At 60.2% G+C, this 16,834-nt stretch carries 14 protein-coding genes; 4 read left to right on the top strand and 10 right to left on the bottom strand.

Features of this window, described 5'->3' with window-relative positions; genetic code table 11:
- Positions 1 to 4 precede the first annotated feature (4 nt).
- From J5441_07715 to J5441_07700, 4 genes are all read left to right on the top strand, one after another.
- Positions 5 to 1,285 carry a peptidylprolyl isomerase gene (locus J5441_07715; protein ID MBO4935031.1) on the top strand — a complete coding sequence of 427 codons (1,281 nt, stop codon included), beginning with the start codon at positions 5 to 7 and terminating at the stop codon, positions 1,283 to 1,285.
- Positions 1,286 to 1,419: 134 nt separating this feature from the next.
- Positions 1,420 to 1,560: a rubredoxin gene (locus tag J5441_07710; GenBank protein ID MBO4935030.1), complete on the top strand. Its 141-nt coding sequence runs from the start codon at positions 1,420 to 1,422 to the stop codon at positions 1,558 to 1,560.
- A gap of 76 nt (positions 1,561 to 1,636) precedes the next feature.
- The gene (locus J5441_07705) at positions 1,637 to 2,281 is read left to right on the top strand and encodes a hypothetical protein (protein ID MBO4935029.1); all 645 of its coding nucleotides are present in this window, start codon (positions 1,637 to 1,639) and stop codon (positions 2,279 to 2,281) included.
- A gap of 357 nt (positions 2,282 to 2,638) precedes the next feature.
- Entirely contained in the window at positions 2,639 to 4,549 is a 1,911-nt protein-coding gene (locus J5441_07700; GenBank protein MBO4935028.1) for a sulfatase-like hydrolase/transferase, read from the top strand.
- A 72-nt stretch (positions 4,550 to 4,621) separates the two neighbouring features.
- On the opposite strand, the gene J5441_07695 is transcribed toward J5441_07700, so the two are convergent.
- The 10 genes from J5441_07695 to purE are packed head-to-tail and all read right to left on the bottom strand — an operon-like array spanning position 4,622 to position 16,342.
- Positions 4,622 to 5,131, bottom strand: a complete 510-nt coding sequence (locus tag J5441_07695) for a M48 family metallopeptidase (protein MBO4935027.1) — start codon at positions 5,129 to 5,131, stop codon at positions 4,622 to 4,624.
- A gap of 1 nt (position 5,132) precedes the next feature.
- Positions 5,133 to 8,831, bottom strand: a complete 3,699-nt coding sequence (locus J5441_07690; protein MBO4935026.1) for a phosphoribosylformylglycinamidine synthase — start codon at positions 8,829 to 8,831, stop codon at positions 5,133 to 5,135.
- 12 nt (positions 8,832 to 8,843) lie between these two features.
- Positions 8,844 to 10,109 carry a phosphoribosylamine--glycine ligase gene (gene purD / locus J5441_07685; protein ID MBO4935025.1) on the bottom strand — a complete coding sequence of 422 codons (1,266 nt, stop codon included), beginning with the start codon at positions 10,107 to 10,109 and terminating at the stop codon, positions 8,844 to 8,846.
- Positions 10,110 to 10,134: 25 nt separating this feature from the next.
- Positions 10,135 to 11,307 carry a phosphoribosylaminoimidazolecarboxamide formyltransferase gene (locus tag J5441_07680; GenBank protein ID MBO4935024.1) on the bottom strand — a complete coding sequence of 391 codons (1,173 nt, stop codon included), beginning with the start codon at positions 11,305 to 11,307 and terminating at the stop codon, positions 10,135 to 10,137.
- Positions 11,308 to 11,325: 18 nt separating this feature from the next.
- The gene (locus J5441_07675) at positions 11,326 to 12,009 is read right to left on the bottom strand and encodes an IMP cyclohydrolase (protein ID MBO4935023.1); all 684 of its coding nucleotides are present in this window, start codon (positions 12,007 to 12,009) and stop codon (positions 11,326 to 11,328) included.
- A gap of 22 nt (positions 12,010 to 12,031) precedes the next feature.
- Entirely contained in the window at positions 12,032 to 12,619 is a 588-nt protein-coding gene (locus tag J5441_07670) for a phosphoribosylglycinamide formyltransferase (protein MBO4935022.1), read from the bottom strand.
- A 12-nt stretch (positions 12,620 to 12,631) separates the two neighbouring features.
- Positions 12,632 to 13,666: a phosphoribosylformylglycinamidine cyclo-ligase gene (locus tag J5441_07665; GenBank protein MBO4935021.1), complete on the bottom strand. Its 1,035-nt coding sequence runs from the start codon at positions 13,664 to 13,666 to the stop codon at positions 12,632 to 12,634.
- A 4-nt stretch (positions 13,667 to 13,670) separates the two neighbouring features.
- The gene (locus tag J5441_07660; protein ID MBO4935020.1) at positions 13,671 to 15,092 is read right to left on the bottom strand and encodes an amidophosphoribosyltransferase; all 1,422 of its coding nucleotides are present in this window, start codon (positions 15,090 to 15,092) and stop codon (positions 13,671 to 13,673) included.
- A 36-nt stretch (positions 15,093 to 15,128) separates the two neighbouring features.
- Positions 15,129 to 15,839, bottom strand: coding sequence for a phosphoribosylaminoimidazolesuccinocarboxamide synthase (locus tag J5441_07655; protein MBO4935019.1), 711 nt, complete (start codon positions 15,837 to 15,839; stop codon positions 15,129 to 15,131).
- A gap of 26 nt (positions 15,840 to 15,865) precedes the next feature.
- Positions 15,866 to 16,342, bottom strand: coding sequence for a 5-(carboxyamino)imidazole ribonucleotide mutase (gene purE, locus J5441_07650; protein MBO4935018.1), 477 nt, complete (start codon positions 16,340 to 16,342; stop codon positions 15,866 to 15,868).
- Between the last annotated feature and the right edge of the window lie 492 nt (positions 16,343 to 16,834).

Below are 16,834 nucleotides of genomic sequence, written 5' to 3'. Positions count from 1 at the left end.
CTAAATGAAAACCGTAAAGAAACTCGTATCCCTCATCGTTATCGCCTGCCTGCTCAGCGGCATGGCGGTCGCCTTCAGCGGCTGCGGACTCGCTACCCGAACCGCCGGCACCGTCGACGGCGAGGATATCCCCGCCGGAATGTACATCTACTTCCTGCATTCCGCTATCTTCTCCCTCGAGCAGCAGTATCAGTACGGACAGCTCTCCAGCGAGTATTCCGACAGCAGCGATGAATCCTCCGCGGAGTCGTCCCTGCCTGAGTCCTCCGCTCCCGACTCCTCCGAGCCCGCTTCTTCCGAAGAGGCTTCCACCGAGTCCTCCTCCACCGATTCATCGAGCGAGTCGAGCGAAGACAATAAGCCCGCTACCCTCTGGGACGCGATCGTCGAGAACAAGACCGCGAAGGATTACGTCATCGACAAGGCGTATGAGAACTGCGCGTGGGTCATCATTATGGAAAAGAAGGCGGCCGAATACAAGATCGAGCTGACCGATGAAGACAAGGCTTCTCTGGAATCCAACTACGCTCAGAACGGCGGCAAGGCCGAGCTCGAGAGCAGCCTCAACAAGATGGGCGTTTCTCTTGACACCTACGAGCGCATCGTCAAGGCCGGACTCATCCAGGAGCATCTCACCGAGCTGCTTTACGGCGAGGACAGCGACAACGCCATCAGCGAAGACGCCAAGAAGGCCGAATATGACGAGAACTACCGCCGCGTCAAGCACATCCTCTTCAAGACTCAGGGCCTGACCGACGATAAGGACGAAGACGGCAACGTCACCAAGTCCGCCGACGAGAAGAAGGCCGAGATCGAAGCCACCTACAAGGACGTGCTCGCCAGAGCTCAGGCCGGCGAAGACTTCGAGGCGCTCATTGAGGAATACAGCGAAGACGGAATGGACAAGGACAAGGGCTATATCTTCAAGAAGGGCGATATGGTCAGCGAGTTCGAGGAAGCCGCGTGGGATCTCGCCGTCGGCGAAATCAGCTCCTGCGAATCCACCTACGGCTGGCACATAATCAAGGCTTACGACAAGTACGAGAAACCCGAATATATGGAAGATACCCTCGCCGATTTCGTTCACGAGTATGAGCACGAAAAGTATGAAGAAGTCGAGAACAAGTGGATCGAGGAAGCGACCGTCAACAGAAGCAGCTCCGCAGTTCGCCGCTACAGCCCCTCCGACATTTACGAGGACAACAACGTCGCCTCCAACGTCTCTCAGCAGATAGCCTATTACAACTCCTACTACGCCTCGATGCTGGCGTCCGGCAACAACTGATATTATTAACTTTAACCGGTAAAAAAGCCGCTCTCGCAGCGGCTTTTTTGATTCAGGTATTGCGTTTTTTGGTCGAATGATTTATAATAATCCCATCGTCGGCGGAAACGCCCATACAGCAGAAGGAGGTAATTATCATGAAATACGTATGCGTCTTATGCGGTTACGTTTACGACGAGGAAGCCGAGGGCGTCAAGTTCGCGGACCTTCCCGACGACTGGACCTGCCCGCTCTGCGGAGCCGGCAAGGAGGAGTTCGAGCTCCAGCAGGACTAAGCTCTGACACCGCGGTCCGCCGAGCGCGGGCCGCGGTTCACCGTTTCTGCGAAACACTCCGTACGAAAGGGATCCGATGAAAAAGCTCGTCAACTGGTTCAAACAATACGGATATTACTACAAATACGTATTCATAACTCTGATCATCGCCGCCGCGCTGCTGACGATCGGACTTGTCAGCTGCCTGTCCAAAACAAACTACGACCTGACGGTCATACTCTCCGGCGATTTCTTCATCTACGACGCCGAGATTTACGCCTACGAGAACGTTTTTAAGGAATATATCGACGACTGGAACGGCGACGGTAAGGTCAACGTGCAGGTCATGGGGCTTTCCACAGACGCCGGCAACGCACAGCTCAACTATTCCTACAACCAGCGCTTCCAGGCTGAGATAATGACCGGCGAGGTGCTGCTTTTCATCACCGACGAGGGCAAGTACACTCTGCTCTCCAACGCCGGCGGCGTTGCCGACGTGAGCGGTCTCCTCCCCGGCGGATACGCCGAAAACACCTATTTCAAGCTCTCCGGCAGCCCCTTCGCGCAAAAGGTGCGCTCGGAGTATAAGAAACTCTGCGGCGATATGGAACCGCCCACTCCCGAACACTCCGACCTGCGCATGTATATGCGCACCGCGCCGGACGACGCGGAGGAAAATCCCGAATACCTCGAAAAGTACGAACACATCTCGGAGCTTTTCCGTAAAATAGCATCGGAATGACCGAAAAACGCGAGCTTCCATTGCCGCCGCTCTCTCCTTTTTCCTGCCGTTTTTCGGAGCGTTCGGCGATCCCGCGCGCGAAAACAACACGTTTACCCTTTACCGCCCCTGTATAATACGGGTTTGTCAACCATCAACACCCATCACGCCTCGCTATTATATGAATCGAACTCATATGAATACTATTCATATTGCTTGATACCGGTCGAATATTAAGAAAAAACGCTGCTTCAGAGGCGTTCAGTTTTTCCCGACCGCTAAAAATCCATCAGCCTGCCGTTCCCGCCTTTTTCAAGCACGGCAAGCGCCATTTCCGGCGCAAATCACTCTGTTTTCAGACCAAAAGGAGCTTTTCCAATGCGCATCCTGCAAAAGTTCAAAAAAGAGACATTTGAAAAATACGCGGCACCGGTCGCGGTGCTTCTCATCGCCGCGAATCTGCTGACCGTGCTGATGTGCATCGTCAGCGAAGGCACCTTCCTTCGCGCGTTCCTTATGCCGAGCGGCTGGGCGTTCGTTATGAATACCCTCTTCGTTTATATGCCGATGCTCGTGCTGTTCTTTTTGGTGAGGAAAACGTGGATCGCGTTCCTGCCGTTTTCCGTGTTGTTCTGCGCCTTCAATTACTTCGATTATCTGAAGGTGAGCATCCGCGGCGAAACGATACTCCCCTGCGACTTCACGATACTGACCGAAGCCGCGGAGACAACGGGTATGCTCGAATTCGAGATCACTCTCGGGCTCATAACGGCGGTCGTGATGATTGCGGCGATCACTCTGGGGCTTTTCTTCTTCGACAAGCTCGTGATAAAGAAAAACGGACTCGTCATACGCCTCCGCAACGGCGCGATAATAGCCGCGGTAACGCTCGCCGTATTCGTCGGCGGCTTCTTCGCGACTTTCTTAAACCCCTCTTTTCTTAACGCCACGGGGCTGACCGCCTACCAGTGGAAGCAGCTCAACACCCGCAACAACAACGGGTTTTTGGTAAACTTCCTGGCTAACATACCCTACGTCCTGCCCGAAAAGCCCTCCGGCTACGGCAAGGAATCGGCCGAAGCGACCTACGGCGAGGTGCTCACCGAACTGAACGCCGCTTACACGGACGACGGCGAAGATGCCGGCGCGGTCGAGAAGCCCAATATTATAATAGTAATGAACGAATCCTTCACCGACGCGGATAAGTTCTCATACATCAACTTCGAGCGCTCCACGACTCCGACGCTGCACGAGATCGCGCAGACGAAGACCGGCGGCGCCCACTTCACACCGCAGTTCGGCGGCGGCACGGCGAACGTGGAATTCGAGCTGCTGACGGGTTACAGCCTGCGCTACCTGCCGGCAAGTTCCACCCCCTACCAGCAGCACGTCAAAAAAACGACGCCGAGTTACGTCAGCTTCCTGCGCGACGAGCTTGGCTACTCTACGACGGCGATCCACTCGTACGGCCCGCACTTCTGGAACCGCGACAACGTCTATCCGCTCATCGGTTTCGAGAAGTTCGTCTCCGAACCCGATTTTGCGCTTCCGCTCCGGATGCGCACCTACGTCAGCGACGAATCGACCGCGGATATGATCATAAAGCAGTATGAAGAGAATCGCGCCACCGGCAAGCCGTTCTTCAACTTCACCGTAACGATGCAGAACCACGGCAGTTACAGCGGCAACGACTATGACGAAGGCACGATGATAAACGCGACCGACGGCAGTATGGACCTCAGAAAAGGCGTTTTCGGCGCGATACGCAGCTACGCGACGAGCATCTGCTTTGCCGACGATATGCTCAGGCAACTGACCGACTACTTCTCGACCTGCGGCGAACCGACGATAGTTATGTTTTTCGGCGACCACCTCGGCTCCTTCGGCAACAAGGAGGCATCGTATTTCGCCTCCGGCTACACGAAGAACAGCACTGATACTCCCGAGGGCTTCTACGACCTGCACACCCCGCCTTTCGTCATCTGGGACAACTACACGGACGTTTCCGCAAGCCCCGACACGGCGCTGAGCACCTACTATCTCATCCCTTATATGACGCAGACCTATTCCCTGCCGCAGCCGATGTATTTCAAATATCTGCTGCAGCAGAGCGGATACGTCAAGGGCACCGGAGGCGACTACTACCTGCGCGGCGACGGAAGCATCGCGGAAAGCGGCTCCGTCACCGAAGAGGAAAATGCCGAACTGGAGCGTCAGCATATGTTCCAGTACGACGCCCTCTTCGGCAAGCAGTACGTAACAGACAAGATCTGGGCAAGATATAAGTAATAGTGATCAGTAAAAAGCAAAGGTCTCATCCGGCAGATGAGACCTTTTGTTATGCCGCCGTTTGCCGCGGCTCTATTTCAGCAGCGCCCTGCGGGAGCGCCAGTCCGGCATATAGCGTTCTATCAGCGCGTAAAAGCCGCGCTGATGGTTGCGTTCCTTCAGGTGCGCCAGCTCGTGCAGCACGACGTATTCGACCGCTTCGGGCGGGTAAAGCATCAGCGTGTATGAAAAGTGTATCGTGCCGTCCGGCGAACAGCTTCCGAGCCGCTTTTTCGCCGAGTTTACCTTCACCGCCTTCGGCTTCAGACCGGTAAGCGCGATATACTTCTCAAGCAGCGGCGGCAGTTCTTTTTCCGCCTCCGCGCGAAGTAACGCGGGATCGGCGTCGACGGGAAAGCGGAGCCACGCGTTGCGCTCGCGCTGCGCCTTGAGGTGCTTCTCTATCCAGCCGGAGTTGCGTTCGACGAACGCCTGCACCCGCTCGTCCGAAAAGCGCCGCGGCACGCGGACGGTGACGGTCAGGTCCCGCGATATTTCGACCGACGCGGTGCGGCGGTCGCTGCGTATCACCTTTACGTCCATATCAACCCTTGAAATACCTCACCGCCGAGGCGAACATTCCGTTCTCGCGCGTGTGGGGTATGTTTTTGTAAAGCTTGCCGTAAACGCGTTCGCTGTGCCCCATCTTGCCGAAGATGCGGCCGTCGGCGGAGGTTATGCCCTCCACCGCCCAGTAGGAACCGTTGGGGTTGTATTCGATATCGCCGGAGGGCGTTCCATCCGCGTCGCAGTACTGAGTCGCGATCTGCCCGTTATCCGCGAGCTCGCGCAGCAGCGGCTCCGGCGCGACGAAGCGGCCTTCGCCGTGGGATACGGGAACGAGATGGACGTCGCCGACCTCGCAGGCGGAAAGCCAGGGCGAGAGCGCGGACGCGACGCGGGTCAGCACCATACGCGACTGGTGTCTGCCGATGACGTTGTAGGTCAGCGTCGGGGAGTCGGAGGTCGCTTCTCTGATGCGGCCGTAAGGCAGCAGCCCGAGCTTTACGAGCGCCTGGAAGCCGTTGCAGATGCCGCCCATAAGTCCTTTGCGGACGTCGAGCAGCTCGCCCGTCGCTTCGCTGACGGCGGGACTGCGGAAGAACGCGGTGATGAACTTGCCGCTTCCGTCCGGCTCGTCGCCGCCGGAAAATCCGCCGGGGATGAATATGATCTGCGACCGCGCTATGCGGCGCGCCGCTTCCGAAGCGGAGGCGGCGATATCCGCGGCGGTGAGGTTGCGGAGAACGAAGACGTCCGGCTCCGCGCCGGCCTTCTCAAAGGCGCGGGCGGTGTCGTATTCGCAGTTCGTGCCCGGGAAGACGGGTATGAAAACGCGCGGCTTCGCGGTCAGCACCGCCGGAGCGGCGGCGCTTTTGCCTTCATACGCGAGCACGGGCGGTTTTTCCGCCGGCGCGGCAAAGCTGTGGAAGACGGATTCGAGGCGGCCCTCGTAGAGCGCTTCGATTTCGCTTAAATCGGCCTTTTCGTTTCCGAACGCGATCGTGTATTCGCCTGTAACAACGCCGAGCAGCGAGATTTCAAAGCCCTCTGCGGCCCGCGGCTCGAAGCCGTCGGCGGCCTCAAGAATGAAGGAGCAGGCGTGCGGCGCGAAGGGATCCGCGCCGTCCGCGAAGGCGAAGCCGAGCCCGTTGCCGAAGCAGCACTTCATCACGCCCTCGGCGGCGCCCTTGCCGCCGACGACGTAGGCGGAAACCGCCTTCTTATCCGCGATGAGTTTTTCCGCATAATCGAACGCGGTGGTCAGTCCCGCGGCGGTTGGTCTGCCGCCCTCTTCGTCCGGACGGAGCAGGAAGACGCGCGCTCCGGCGCGTTTGAACTCCGGCGCGATGACGTCGGACTGAACGCCGGACGCGACGGCGAAAGAAACGAGCGTAGGCGGAACATGGAACTTCTCAAAGCTGCCGCTCATCGAGTCCTTGCCGCCGATCGCGGCGAGGGAGAGGTCTATCTGCGCGTCGAGCGCGCCGAGCAGCGCGGCGAACGGCTTGCCCCAGTTTTCCGGCGCCGAGCCGAGCCGCTGAAAGTATTCCTGGAAAGTAAGATGCGTATTCGCGCGTTTGCCGCCCGCGGCGATGACCTTCGCCACAGACTGCGCGACGGCGGTATACGAGCCGGCGTAGGGATCGCGTTCGGTGCGGTACGGCTCGAAGCCGTACGCCATTATCGAGCAGGCGTCGGTCTCGCCGTCCGCGGGAAGCAGCGCCGCCATCGCCTGCGCGGGAGTGCGTCTGCGCTTTCCGCCGAAGGGCGAAAGCAGCGTCGCCGCGCCTATGGTCGAGTCGAAGCGCTCGGAAAGTCCGCGCTTGGAGCAGACGTTGAGGTCCGAGGCGAGCGCCTTGACGCGCTCCGCAAAGCCGCCTTCGACGGGCGCTTCCGCTTCGGGCGCGGGAGCGTCCACCCTGACGGAGGTGTATTTCGGCGCGCCGCTGGAATTGAGGAACTCGCGCGAGATATCGACTATGGTTTTGCCGCGCCATTTCATGACGAGGCGGGGTTCGGCGGTTATCTCCGCGACCTGCACGGCCTCGAGGTTCTCGCCCGCGGCGAGCTCGAGGAAGCGCGCCTTGTCCGCGGCCGCGAGCACGACCGCCATACGCTCCTGCGATTCGCTTATCGCGAGCTCGGTGCCGTCGAGCCCGTCGTACTTCTTCGGAACGAGGTCGAGGTTGATCTCCATGCCGTCAGCGAGCTCGCCGATGGCGACGGATACGCCGCCAGCGCCGAAGTCGTTGCAGCGCTTTATCAGCCGCGCGGCCTCGCTGTTTCGGAAGAGGCGCTGGAGCTTGCGCTCCTCGGGCGCGTTGCCCTTCTGCACCTCCGCGCCGCACTGCTCGAGCGAGGCGACGGAGTGGGATTTAGACGATCCGGTCGCGCCGCCGCAGCCGTCGCGTCCGGTTCTGCCGCCGAGCAGGATCACGACGTCGCCCGGGGCGGGAACTTCGCGCCGCACGTTGCGCGCGGGAGCCGCGCCGACGACCGCGCCGATCTCCATGCGCTTCGCGGCGTAGCCGGGATGGTATATTTCGTCAACGAGCCCGGTCGCGAGCCCGATCTGGTTGCCGTAAGATGAATATCCCGCCGCCGCTTCGGTAACTATCTTGCGCTGCGGCAGCTTGCCGGATAGCGTTTCCGATATCGGAACGGTCGGGTCGGACGCGCCGGTCACGCGCATCGCCTGGTATACGTAAGCCCTGCCGGAGAGCGGATCGCGAATCGCGCCGCCGATGCAGGTGGCGGCTCCGCCGAAGGGCTCGATCTCGGTCGGGTGGTTGTGCGTTTCGTTTTTGAAGAGCAGCAGCCAGTCCTGCGCCTCGCCGTCGACGACGGCTTTTATCTTCACTGTGCAGGCGTTGATCTCCTCGGATTCGTCGAGGTCGGTCAGCAGTCCCTTCGCTTTCAGATATTTCGCGCCGATAGTCGCGAGTTCCATAAGCGTGACGGGCTTCGTCCTGCCGAGCTCGCGGCGCATATCCTCAAAGCGCGCGTAAGCCGCCGCGACGGCGGGATCGGCAAGCTCGACGCTCTCGATAACCGTGCCGAAGGTGGTGTGGCGGCAGTGGTCGGACCAGTAGGTATCGAGCATACGCAGCTCGGTAAGCGACGGATCGCGCCCTTCTCCGCGGAAGTAGTCGCGGCAGAAGGCGATATCCGCGTGATCCATCGCGAGGCGGTAGTCCGCGATGACCTTGTCGAGCCCCGCGTCGTCAAGCCGCGTGAAGCCGTCCAGAACCGCGACGTCCGCGGGCGCGTCGGCGTCCATACGCAGCGTTTCCGGCTTGTCGAAGGACGCCTCGCGGCTCTCGACGGGATTGATGATGTACTTTTTCACCGCTTCGAGCTGAGCGGGGGTGACGTCGCCTTCGAGCAGGTAGACCTTGCCGCTTCGCACGGCCGGGCGCTCGCCTCCGCAGGCGAGCTGGATGCACTGCGCGCAGGAATCGGCGCGCTGATCGAACTGCCCCGGCAGGTATTCGACGGCGAACGCCGTGTAGTTCCCCTGCGGCACTTCGAACAGGATATCGTCCATCTGCGGCTCGGAAAAGACGGTCGTCAGGCAGGCGCGGAAATCCGCTTCGCTCATACCCTCCGCGTCGTAGCGGTTGAGCAGGCGCACACCCGTGACGGAGGTCACGCCGAGCAGTTCTCTTATATCCGAAAGCGTCCGCGCCGCCTCCGCGGCGAAGCCGCGCTTTCTCTCGGTGAAAACACGAAATACCATAATCTTCTCCCGTTATTCGGCGGCCTTAAGCGCTCTCGCGCCTATGTCGCTCCGCTTATACATATTTTCAAAGCTGATATTATCCGCGGCGGCGTAAGCCCTGTCGAGCGCCTGCCGCAGCGTTTCGCCGACGGCAGTCACGCCCATGACTCTGCCGCCGGAGGTAACGAGTCCGTCCTCCGTCAGCTTCGTGCCGGCGTGGTAGACGACGGCATCGCCGACGTCGCCTATCGTGATCGGGCAGCCCTTTTTGTACGCCTTCGGGTAGCCGCCGGAGGCGAGGATCACGCAGGCGGCGCGCTTATCCGAAAAGGATACTCTTTCATCCGCGAGCGTGCCGTTACGGACGGCGAGCATTATCCGCGCAAGGTCGCCCTCCAGCAGCGGGAGCACGACCTGCGTTTCGGGATCGCCGAAGCGGCAGTTGTATTCGATGACCTTCGGGCCGTTTTCGGTTATCATGAGCCCGAAATAGAGGCAGCCCTTGAATGGGCGGCCTTCGGCGTTCATCGCCGCGACGGTGGGCAGGAATATGCGTTCCATGCACTCCTTCGCGACGGCGTCGGTGTAGTAGGGGTTGGGCGCGACCGTGCCCATACCGCCGGTGTTCAGGCCCTTGTCGCCGTCGAGGGCGCGTTTGTGATCCATCGAGGACACCATCGGCACGATCGTTTTGCCGTCGGTGAAGGCGAGAACGGAGACCTCCGGCCCCTCGAGGAACTCCTCGATGACGACCGTTCTGCCGCTGTCGCCGAACGCCTCGCCCGACATCATCGAGCGGACGGCGGCGAGCGCCTCTTCCCTCGTCGCGGGGATCACGACGCCCTTGCCGAGCGCGAGCCCGTCCGCCTTGACGACGAAGGGCATTGGCGCGGAGGCGGCGTATTCGAGCGCCTTTTCGCAATCGGTGAACACCTCGTAGCGCGCCGTCGGGATGCCGTATTTCTTCATCAGCTCCTTGGCGAACGCCTTGCTGCCCTCTATCGCGGCGGCGGCTTTGCAGGGCCCGAAGGCGGGCACTCCCGCGGCCTCGAGCAGGTCGACGGCGCCGGCGACAAGCGGGTCGTCCGGCGTCACGACGGCGAGGCCTATCCCCTTTTCGACCGCGAAGTCGCGGATCTTCTCCAGCTCCATCGCGCCTATCGGGACGCATTCGGCGTCCTGCGCGATGCCGCCGTTTCCGGGCAGCGCGTATATCTTATCGACAAGCGCGCTTTCGCGCAGCTTCTTTATCACGGCGTGTTCTCTGCCGCCGCTTCCGACAACGAGCACCTTCATCGCAGGCTCTCCTTTGGTTGGTTTATCAGTGGTGGAACAGGCGGACGCCGCTGAACGCCATCGTCACGCCGAAGCGGTCGCAGGTCTCGATGACCTGTTCGTCGCGGATCGAGCCGCCGGGCTCGGAGATGTACTGCACGCCGCTCTTGACGGCGCGCTCGATGTTGTCGCCGAAGGGGAAGAACGCGTCGCTGCCGAGCGAAACGCCCTTCACGCCGTCGAGAAACTCGCGCTTCTCCGCGGGGGTAAGCGGCTCGGGCTTGCGGGTGAAGCACTCCTGCCAGACCCCGTCGCCGATGACGTCTTCGTAAAACTCGGAGATGTAAACGTCGATGGCGTTGTCCCTGTTCGGGCGGGCTATATCCTCGCGGAACGGCAGAGCGAGCACCTTCGGATGCTGGCGCAGATGCCAGTTATCCGCCTTCGTGCCGGCGAGACGGGTGCAGTGGATGCGCGACTGCTGACCGGCGCCTACGCCGATCGCCTGACCGTCCTTCGCGTAGCAGACGGAGTTTGACTGGGTATATTTCAGCGTGATGAGCGCGAGGATTAGGTCGCGCTTCGCGCTCTCGGGGAACTCTTTGTTGGCGGTGACTACGTTTTCGAGCAGCTTTTCGCTTATCTCGAGGTCGTTTCTCCCCTGCTCGAAGGAAACGCCGAAGACCTGCTTGACCTCCGTTTTCGGAGGAACGTATTCGGGGTCGATCTTCACGATATTGTAGTTGCCCTTGCGCTTGGATTTCAGCACCTCGAGCGCGTCGTCGTCGTAGCCGGGGGCGATCACGCCGTCGGATACTTCGTGCTGAATAAGCTTCGCGGTGGAAAGGTCGCAGACGTCGGAAAGCGCGATCCAGTCGCCGAAGGAGGACATTCTGTCCGCGCCGCGCGCTCTGGCGTAGGCGCAGGCAAGCGGCGAAAGCCCGCCGTCGCCGGTGAAGTATATCTGACGCAGCACGTCGGAAAGCGGAAGTCCGACCGCCGCTCCGGCGGGGCTGACGTGCTTGAAGGACGCCGCGGCGGGAAGCCCGAGCGCCGCCTTCAGCTCCTTGACGAGCTGCCAGGAGTTGAACGCGTCGAGGAAATTGATATAGCCGGGTCTGCCGTTGAGGACTTCAACGGGCAGCTCGCCGTTCTCGACGAATATACGCGCGGGCGACTGGTTGGGATTGCAGCCGTATTTCAGGGTGAACTCTTTCATTTTCGCTTCCTCCGTTTATCAATACTTGTTGATGATCTTCGTTTCGCCGATGCCGTTTTTGGAACTGACGTATCTGACGAAAAGCGAGACCTTGTTGTCTTCGTTGAGATTCTCCCAGAGGATCGAGGTGAACTCCTCGATGCTGTCGGGGATACGAACCTCGACGGGATCTCCCGAGAAGGAGGGGATCGGCGAGCCGTCCGAATCGTAGGTGTGGATTATGTGTCCGGCGCCCGGAACGGGCGCGTAATCGCGGTAAACGCGCTCGCATTCACCCTTTTTGCAGCGCAGGATGCTGAGCTTATAGGAGCCGTCGCTTTCGTCGAGCATGCCGCTGATGCGCGGGGTGAAATTCGGCTCGTCCGGCTCGTAGCAGCGGGTGTCGAGCGCCTGCTCGAATGTCTTGCCGTCCGCTATGAAATCATAGATCGTATCGGTCTGGTCGCCGTTCGTAACTATCAGCTTGTCGCCGATGACTCTGACCGGCGAGTATATGATGAGCGACGGATCGACAAGCTTGGAGGGATCCTTCGCCTCGGTGCGTATGCCGTCGCCGTCCGCGACGAAGACGCGGTTGCGGCTGTTGACGCTGCGCCCCATGATGAAGTACGCGACAGCGGCGCTGCCGTCGGAAGTTCTGCCGATGATTATCCCTCTGCCGGGATAGACGTTTGACGATAAATACTCTTTCAGTTCAACCATTGTTTTGCTCCTTTCTCCCCCGTCAGCGACGGGCTTCACTCAGGCATTTTTCAAGCGCGAGCGGAAGTATCTTGTGCTCCGCAAGCCGCATAACACGTTTTTGCAAAGTTTCGGCGGTATCGTCCTCGCGGATCGCGACCGCCTTCTGCGCGATTATTTCGCCGCCGTCGGGTATCTCGTTGACGAAATGCACCGTCGCGCCGGTGACCTTCACGCCGTAGTCCAGCGCCGCCTGATGCACCTTAAGGCCGTAAAATCCCTCGCCGCAGAAGGAGGGGATGAGCGCCGGATGGACGTTGATTATCCTTCTCTCATAGCGCCGGACGAAATCCGCGCTGAGTATCTTCATGAAACCGGCGAGGACGATGAAATCCGCCTTCGCCTCCTCTATCGCGGCGATGATGCTCTTCTCGAAATTTGCGCCCTTCTCCGCGACGAAGGTCGGGATATCCGCCTTCTTCGCGCGCGTAAGCGCGTATGCGTCGGGGTTGCTGGAAACGACGAGCACGATGCGGCCGCTCCTGATTATCCCCTTTTTCTGCGCGTCTATCAGCGCCTGCAGGTTCGTGCCGCCTCCGGAGACGAGCACCGCGACTCTTCCGTCAATCATAGCAGTTTCTCCTTATTCGATAACGACGCCGTCGCCCTCGGCGACCTCGCCGATGACGTACGCGTCCTCGCCCGCGTTTTTCAGCACGCGCAGCGCCTCGTCCGCCTGGGCGGCGGGAACGATGACGCTCATGCCGACGCCCATATTGTAGGTGTTGAACATATCGCGCTCGGGGATACCGCCCTTCTCGGCGATGAGGCCGAATATGGGCGGAACGCGCAGCGAAGCGCGGTCTATCCTCGCGCATTTGCCCTCAGGCAGCGCGCGCGGGATATTCTCGTAGAAGCCTCCGCCGGTGATGTGGGAAACCCCCTTTACGTCGACGGAGCCGAACAGCGCAAGCATCGGCTTGACGTATATCTTCGTAGGCGTCAGCAGGCATTCGCCGAGCGGCTTGCCGAGGCGGTCGGCGTAGGCGCGGAGGTCGGCGCGCTCGACGTCGAAGACCTTGCGAACGAGCGAAAAGCCGTTCGAGTGGACGCCCGAAGACGGCAGCGCGATGATAACGTCGCCGGTTTCGACGCGCTCTTTGTCGATTATCCTATCCGCGTCCGCGACTCCGACGCAGAAGCCCGCGAGGTCGTATTCGTCCTCGGGGTAAAAGCCGGGCATTTCGGCGGTCTCGCCTCCGATGAGCGCGGCGCCGGACTGCACGCAGCCCTCCGCGACGCCGGCGACGATATCCGCGACGCGCTGCGGCACGTTTTTGCCGAGCGCGATATAGTCGAGGAAGAACAGCGGCTTCGCCCCGCAGCAGATGACGTCGTTGACGCACATCGCGACGCAGTCGATGCCGACGGTGTCGTGCTTATCCAGCAGGAACGCCAGCTTCAGCTTCGTGCCTACTCCGTCGGTGCCGGAAACGAGCACGGGGCGCTTAATACCCGAAAGGTCGGGCTGAAACAGGCCGCCGAAGCCGCCGAGTCCGGAAAGCACGCCCGGAGTTACCGTGCGCGCGATGCTGTCCTTCATAAGCCGGACGGCCTCGTAGCCCGCGGTTATGTCGACTCCCGCGTTTTTATAGCTCTCGCTGTAGCTCTTTTCCATATTATCACTCCGAAATCTTTTTCTCGAAACGGAAGCTCTTCTGCTCCTTCGGGACGTCTATCGGGTATTCGCCGGTGAAGCAGGCGTCGCATATCTCGAGCTTGGTGTTATACGCGAGCTTGGGCATATCCTCTATCGCGAGGTAGCCGAGCGAGTCGGCGCCGACGATCTTCGCGATCTCCTCGACCGGATGCTTGCAGGCGATCAGCACGTCCTGCGAGTCGATATCCGTGCCGAAGTAGCAGGGATAGAGGAACGGCGGCGAGGAGATGCGCAGATGCACCTCTTTCGCGCCCGCGTCCTTCAGCATCTTGACGATGCGGGCGCTGGTGGTGCCGCGCACGATGCTGTCGTCGACGAGGATGACGCGCTTGTCCTTCACGACCGCGGAGACGGCGTTAAGCTTGATCTTGACGCGGTCCATACGGTAGTCCTGGCCGATGTCTATAAACGTCCTGCCGATGTACTTGTTCTTGATGAGCCCGACGGCGTAGGGAATACCGGATTCGTTCGCGTAGCCAATCGCGGCGTCTATGCCGCTGTCCGGCGTGCCGATGACGACGTCGGCGTTGACGGGATGGCGCAGGGCGAGCATAGCGCCCGCGCGGCGGCGCGCGATATGCACCGAGCTGCCGTCGACGACCGAGTCGGGACGCGCGAAGTATACGAACTCGAAAACGCAGAGCGATTTTTTGCCTTCTATGCAGTTGCTCTTGTCGGAGCGGACGCCGTCTTCATCGATTATCACGATCTCGCCCGGCTCGACGTCGCGGAGGAACTTCGCGCCGACGGAGTCGAGCGCGCAGGTCTCGGAGGCGACGACGTACATTCCGTCCTTCTGACCGATGCAGAGCGGATGGAAGCCCATAGGATCGCGCGCGGCGACGAGCTTGCGCGGGGACATGAGCACTATGGAATACGCGCCGACAAGCTGCTTCATCGTGGCGGAGACTGCCGCTTCGATGGAGGGCGCGTTCATCCTCTCGCGGGTGACGACGTAGGCGATGACCTCGGCGTCGCCGGTGGTGTGGAAGATGGAACCGGTGCTTTCGAGCTTCTCGCGCAGGCTCATCGCGTTGGCGATGTTGCCGTTATAGGCGAGCGCCATGCTGCCCTTGATGTGGTTTATCTGCACGGGCTGGGCGTTCTTGCTGCCGCTGCTGCCGGCAGTGCCGTAGCGGACGTGGGCGAGCGCCATGCTCCCCTGCCCGAGCGATTCGAGCACCGGACGCGTGAAGACGTCGTTGACGATGCCGGCGGCCTTGTAGCCGTTTATCACGCCGTCGTCGTTGACGTAGATGCCGCAGCTCTCCTGCCCTCTGTGCTGCAGAGCGAAAAGGCCGTAGTAGCAAAGCCCCGCGACGTCGGTCTTTTTGTCGGCGTAGACGCCGAATACTCCGCATTCTTCATGGATTTTGTCAAACATAGGTAACCTCACTTTTTGACCTGAACAGACGGATAATTACTCCGAGAAAACGCGCTTCAGTATCTCGTTATAAGCGTCCTCGACGCCGCCGAGATCTCTGCGGAAACGGTCTTTATCGAGCTTCATGCCGGTGGCGATATCCCAGAAGCGGCAGGTGTCGGGCGAGATCTCGTCCGCGAGCACGATGCTACCGTCGGAGGTGCGGCCGTATTCGAGCTTGAAGTCTATCAGCCGCACGCCGAGCTTCTCGAAGAAGCTGCCGAGCAGCTCGTTGATGCGCAGCGAGTAGCCGGCGATGAGCTTCAGCTCCTCCTCGGTGGCGTATTCCATCGCGAGAATGTGATACTCGTTTACCATCGGGTCGCCGAGCGCGTCGTCCTTGTAGCAGTATTCGAGCACGGTGCGCTTCATCGGAGTTCCCTCCTCGAGCCCGAGGCGCTTCGCGAGCGAGCCGGCGGCGATGTTGCGCACGATGACCTCGAGCGGAACGATCTTAACGCGCTTGACGAGAGTTTCGCGGTCGTTCAGCTCCTCCACGAAGTGAGTGGGGATGCCGTTGGCCTCAAGGTATTTCATCAGGCGGTTGGTAACGCGGTTGTTGACCACGCCCTTGCCGACGATGGTGCCCTTTTTCTCGCCGTTGAAGGCGGTGGCGTCGTCCTTGTAGCTGACGATGAGCAGGTCGGGGTTCTCGGTGGTGAAGACCTTTTTGGCCTTGCCTTCATAGAGCTGCTGAAGCTTTTTCATAGTTGTTTCTCCTTTATATCATTCTTTTATATATCGAGTTCGGCCGCGAGGATCTTTTCGCGGTCGGCGGCGCGCTTCGCCTCGAGCTTTGCGGCGAGGCCTGCGTCGGTGACGGCGAGGATCTGGACGGCGAGCAGCGCGGCGTTGACCGCGCCGTCGATGGCGACGGTGGCGACTGGCATTCCAGCCGGCATCTGCACGGTGGAAAGCAGCGCGTCCATACCCTCGAGCGCGGACGTCTTGACCGGTATGCCGATGACCGGAAGCGTCGTTCTCGCGGCGACGGCGCCGGCGAGATGAGCGGCTTTGCCCGCGGCGCAGATGAGCGCCCCGAAGCCGTTTTCGCGCGCGGAGGCCGCGAACGCGGCGGCTTCGTCGGGAGTGCGGTGCGCGGAGAGCACCTTCGCTTCGTACGGGACGCCGAACTCCTTCAGCGTTTTCGCCGCCGGCGCGACCTTCTCGAGGTCTCCGGCGCTGCCCATGATGATACCGACCTTCAACATATCTGTTCCTCGCTTTCAGCTCAAAAATGAAATATAAAAAGGCGTGCACTTATCCGTGCTCGCCTTTACAGACCTGTTTGATTATGGGGGCACCCCTGCCCTTTAAGGAGGGACTTGTGCCCGGGCGTTACGGGTGCAGTCGTGCCCGCTCCGCAGAATACTTTTGACACGCAGACCGGAACAGTTCTCAACGACACCACCCCTTCGGAAAAACATCCCGTCATTATGATATTATTATACATTACGACCGCGTACTTGTCAACTAACCGATATGTAAAATTGATTCAATATTTTGCGCCCGTTTATGTTCATTTTGCCGCCGGGGTACAAAATAAAGGACAGCCCCGCCGAAAGGGCGCGCAAATTAGGGATAAGTCGGGTTTTGAACGGCTGTTTCCCGCCCATGCTTCACAAAAAACAGCGGCCATACGTCAAGTATGACCGCTGTTTTGTTGTTTTGCCTGAACGATAAACATCTCGTTCAAAACTGCT

Source organism: Clostridia bacterium (assembly GCA_017620395.1).
In the GTDB taxonomy this organism is placed as follows: Bacteria; Bacillota; Clostridia; order Oscillospirales; family RGIG8002; genus RGIG8002.
Note: the sequence above shows the minus strand (reverse complement) of the source record. Positions and strands in the feature narration are given on the sequence as shown.